The sequence below is a fragment of the Faecalibacterium sp. DFI.5.82 genome (assembly GCF_029076575.1).
Classification (GTDB): Bacteria; Bacillota; Clostridia; order Oscillospirales; family Ruminococcaceae; genus Faecalibacterium; species Faecalibacterium duncaniae.
The window spans coordinates 1-293 of record NZ_JARFIS010000986.1; the positions used below are offsets into that span (position 1 = coordinate 1).

1 pseudogene is annotated in these 293 nt (G+C 59.7%); it reads left to right on the top strand.

From position 1 onward, the window contains the following. Nucleotides 1–293, top strand: a pseudogene (locus tag P0G09_RS19805) (ketopantoate reductase family protein); the annotation flags it as partial.

A 293-nucleotide genomic window follows, 5' to 3' on the forward strand; every position in this document is an offset into this window, starting at 1 on the left:
GTCACCTTGCTGGCCCGGGGCGAGTGGAAGGAGGTCATTGACCAGAAGGGCCTGACCATCCGCCACATGCTCCAGCGGAAAACAACGGTGGATCGGATGCAGACGACAGATGCTCTGGCCCCCGAGGATGTGTATGACCTTGTGTTTGTCACGGTGCAGGCCGGGCAGCTGGCCGATGTGCTGCCCATCCTCAACGCAAACCGGAGCCAGTACTTCATCTTTGTGGGCAATGATCCCTATGCACAGGAGATGCTGCAGGCCATGCAGCGCCCGGTGGATAAGATCGCCTTTGG